This is a genomic window from Gemmatimonadales bacterium (assembly GCA_030697825.1).
GTDB lineage: Bacteria > Gemmatimonadota > Gemmatimonadetes > Gemmatimonadales > JACORV01 > JACORV01.
The window spans coordinates 1-3,668 of the sequence record JAUYOW010000020.1; the positions used below are offsets into that span (position 1 = coordinate 1).

The 3,668-nt window shown below is 67.5% G+C and carries 6 protein-coding genes; 2 read left to right on the top strand and 4 right to left on the bottom strand.

Annotated elements, in window-relative coordinates:
- The 4 genes from Q8Q85_00980 to Q8Q85_00995 form a co-directional block, all read right to left on the bottom strand.
- Positions 1 to 370 (bottom strand): Wzz/FepE/Etk N-terminal domain-containing protein (locus Q8Q85_00980; GenBank protein ID MDP3772820.1); only part of this gene is annotated, 370 nt, incomplete at its 3' end.
- A 24-nt stretch (positions 371 to 394) separates the two neighbouring features.
- The gene (locus tag Q8Q85_00985) at positions 395 to 976 is read right to left on the bottom strand and encodes a polysaccharide biosynthesis/export family protein (GenBank protein ID MDP3772821.1); all 582 of its coding nucleotides are present in this window, start codon (positions 974 to 976) and stop codon (positions 395 to 397) included.
- 67 nt (positions 977 to 1,043) lie between these two features.
- Positions 1,044 to 2,180, bottom strand: coding sequence for a glycosyltransferase (locus Q8Q85_00990; GenBank protein MDP3772822.1), 1,137 nt, complete (start codon positions 2,178 to 2,180; stop codon positions 1,044 to 1,046).
- 83 nt (positions 2,181 to 2,263) lie between these two features.
- Complete coding sequence (locus tag Q8Q85_00995; GenBank protein ID MDP3772823.1) at positions 2,264 to 2,695, bottom strand: hypothetical protein; 432 nt, start codon at positions 2,693 to 2,695, stop codon at positions 2,264 to 2,266.
- A 284-nt stretch (positions 2,696 to 2,979) separates the two neighbouring features.
- On the opposite strand from Q8Q85_00995, the gene Q8Q85_01000 reads away from it, so the two are divergent.
- Together Q8Q85_01000 and Q8Q85_01005 are read left to right on the top strand one after the other, a co-directional pair.
- Complete coding sequence (locus Q8Q85_01000; protein ID MDP3772824.1) at positions 2,980 to 3,240, top strand: DUF6364 family protein; 261 nt, start codon at positions 2,980 to 2,982, stop codon at positions 3,238 to 3,240.
- A 64-nt stretch (positions 3,241 to 3,304) separates the two neighbouring features.
- Positions 3,305 to 3,668: PIN domain-containing protein (locus Q8Q85_01005; protein ID MDP3772825.1), on the top strand; the 364-nt coding region annotated here is incomplete at its 3' end.

Below are 3,668 nucleotides of genomic sequence, written 5' to 3' on the forward strand. Positions count from 1 at the left end.
TGGCGTCCGAGGCGGTGCCGGCGGGCTCCAGGACCCGCGCCTGGAGGCCCAGCGAGTCCACGACCCGGCCGATCACTGCTCGGCTCGAAAGGACCTCGATCTCGGTCTCGATCTGGGAGCGGAGCGAGGTGGACAGCGAGGCGGGCAGGAGATCGGCGGGCAGTCCCATCCGGGAGACCAGTGAGCCCCCGGCCTCCTGGGCGCTCTTCAGCAAGACGGTGGCGGTGCCCTCGAACTGCCGCCGAACCACGAGAAGGGCAGCCACGGCCGCGAGCAGCCCGACGGCCACCCCGGCGGCGATGTGGCGCCAGCCGGTCCGAAGCGCGCTCGCCACCTCGCCGAGGTCTATGCTGTCGGAATGCTCGTTCATGGCGGCCGCTCGTCGGCGCTGCGGCTACTTCTTGAACACGGTGATGAGGATCGAGGCGACGACGCCGACCGTGCTCGCAGCGGCCAGTAGGTTGCGCGACAGCCAGCTGGTACGGCCCACGACGATCTGGTCACCCGACATGAGGTCTGACGCGAGCGGGCCGCCGCGCTCCCAATTGCCGACCTTGAGCGCCGTCCGCCCGCGCACGATCACCACATTGTTGATGTTCGCGATCTCGGTCAGCCCTCCGGCCAGGGCGATCACGTCACGGAGCGTCATGGTGACGTCCACCCAGTAGAGTTTCGGCTCCTTGACCTCCCCGTGCACCCCCACGCGGCGCAGGACCGTGACCTCGATCGACGGGTTGCGGAGGAACTCCGCATAGCGAAAGCGGAGCGAGTCCTGGAGGGACCCGACGCTCTGCTGGGCGAGGCTGAAGGGGCCCAGCCTGGGCAGTACCACCTCCACGTTTTGATCGACGGTCAGGGTGTCACTCAGCTCGGGTTCCCGCCACACCTTGAGCGCGATGCGGTCGCCGGGCTGGATTCGGGCCGAGGACGGACCGTGGGCCGGAACAGCCAGGCTGTCGGGTTGCTGGGAGATCACCGGCCCGGCACCGAATAGGGCGACGGAGGCGGCGAGCGCGGCGACGCGGAGCAGGGAAGCGGTCGTGTTACGCCGTCCGATCCGGCTGGCTGCCCATGCGGCGGCCCCGCTTACGGTCAGCGGCAAGGCGCACTTGGGTTTCCACCGCGGCCTGGAATCGTTCTCGGAAGATGCGGCTGTCGAACAGTTCCGCGTTCCGGCGGCACGCGGCGGGGTCGAAGGCCAGCCGCTCGAAGCGCTCGATCGCCTCGACCATGGCATCCACCTTCTGCTCGTCGAAGAGCACCCCGGTTGTGTCAGGCACGACGGTTTCCACGGCCGCGCCGCGGCCCAGCGCGATCACCGGTCGTCCCGCCGCTTGCGCCTCGAGCGGCGCCACGCCGAAATCGTCGAGCCCCGGGAAGAGGAACGCCCGACACCGGGCGTAGAGCCGCGCCAGCTGCTCGTCGTCCGGGATCCAGCCCAGGAACCGCACCGTCGGGCCGGCCATGGCCTTCAGGCGCCGGCGCTCGGGACCGTCGCCGACGATCCAGAGCTGGCGCCCCAGCCGGTTGGCCGCGGCGATCGCGAGATCGATGCGCTTGTAGGGGACGAACCGCGCGACCACGAGGTAGAAATCCTCGGGCGCCGCGCCGTTCGGCGTGAAGCGGTCGGTATCCACCGGAGGGTAGATGACCTCCGCCTCACGCCGGTAGTGGCGCCAGACGCGGTCTGCCACGGTCCCCGAGATCGCGATGAAGTGATCGACGCGATCGGCCGCGACCCGGTCCCACACTCTGAGCCAGTTCGCGATCGGCGCGTACAGGACCTGACGCCGGGAGCCGTTGGTGTACGCGTAGTACTGTTCCCAGAGGTACCGGGGCGGCGTGAAGATGTAGCAGATGTTCGTGGTGTCGGCGCCGGTGATGACTCCCTTCGCACACGCGTGCGAAGTCGTCAGGACGACGTCGTACCCGCTCAGGTCGAATTGCTCGAACGCCAGCGGCATGAGCGGCAGCAGGGCGCGGTGGTGCCGGCGCGCGAACGGGATCTTCTGGAGGAACGAGGTCCGGATGTCCCAGTTCCTCATGTACTCCGGTACGGCGGACGGCCACAGCAGGCTCGTGTAGATCGGCGCGTCGGGGTACATCGCGTGCAGGTGCGTGAGCACCCGCTCCGCACCGCCGAACGAGGTGAGCCAGTCGATGGTGATGGCGACTTTCATCACGCCTGCTTCGCGAGCACGATCGGGATCAGCGGCATATGCGGCAAGCACCGGTGAAGAGGATGACCAGAAGACGCGGGAATCTACCGCGGCCCCATACGGCGCGCCAGATTCGCCGTGACGCCGATGAACGCGTTCAGATTGAAGACGTCGCGCCTGAAATTGCGGTTCAAATCGAGCGCCGCCGTGAGCCCGCCCGAGAGATCGAACGCCTCGCGGAAGAGCAGGCCTTCCACCGCCACCGAGTGAACGACGTCAATGCCGCCGCGCGGGTCGACCGAACCGTCGGACAGGTACGGCCCCTGAGTCCCTCGGACTGACCGGTTCCATGCCACCGACCAGCGCCCTTTCGGGTGGAGGAAGTCAACGGCAAGGAAGGAAGATGCCCCGCCGTACCCGTCGGGCGCCCCCAGGATCTGGCCGTACTGGGTGTGGCCCTGCGGTTGTTGAAAGTGAACGTACAACGGGGACTCGCCGCGCCCCCCGCGTTGGAGGTTGGTCACTCGCGCGTTCATGACCTCCGCTCGCACGACCACGAGTCTGGCGGGCGAACTCCGCAGAATCTTGCGAAGCCCCAGGGTGTAGCCCACAGCGTGGTCGGGCTCGAGGAGGAGATCGCGGAGGTCCCTGGCGTTGTCCTCGCGAGTTTCCTGGCCCTGGCCGCACCATCTTTCTTGCCGCCCAGGCCCGTCCTCCGATTGCTGCTCGGCGTGCTGGAGCACGACCCCTCGGCCGACTTGACAATGCCTACATTATGCGCATAAATTCATGAATACCATGCGCATACCAGGGGGCCACCGTGAGTAAAGTCGCCAAGAACCTGTTTCTGGACCCCGCGGTGATCGAGCACGGGGCTGCGTACGGGAGGCGGCACGGGACGACGCTGTCGCGTCTCGTGAGCGATTTTCTGCGGGGACTGCCGCTCGCGACTCCGGCGCTGTCCGTGTCCCCGGCGGTACAGCGATTGCTCGGCGCCGCGCTCCCTTTGAACGGCGACACCACCGGCGTCGGACGGCCAGACTACCACGACCATTTGGCGGCGAAGTATGGCTCGCGCTAAACGCGTGCCGCCCTCGCCGATGGAACCGTCCTCCCGTTCTGCCACGGGTCCTCTTCGACTGCTGGTGGACCTCAACATCGTGCTCGATGTCGTGCTGAAGCGCGAGCCGTGGTACCGCGACGCCGTGACGCTGCTCGACGCGGTGAGCGGCGGCGCGGCCGAGGGGTACCTGGCCAGTCATGCCATCGCGACACTCTACTTCTTGGTCAACCAAGCGAACGGACGCGTGGCGGCAGTGACAGCGGTGACGGACATCCTCAGTATCTGCAACGTGGCGCCGATGGGTACCCAGGACTTTCAGCGAGCCCTCGCGCTGGGATTCGCCGACTTCGAGGACGCCGTACCGGTCGCCGCCGCGCTGCAAACCGGCTGCGCCTACATCGTCACCCGAAACGCCAAGGATTTCAAAGGGTCGCCCGTGCAGATAC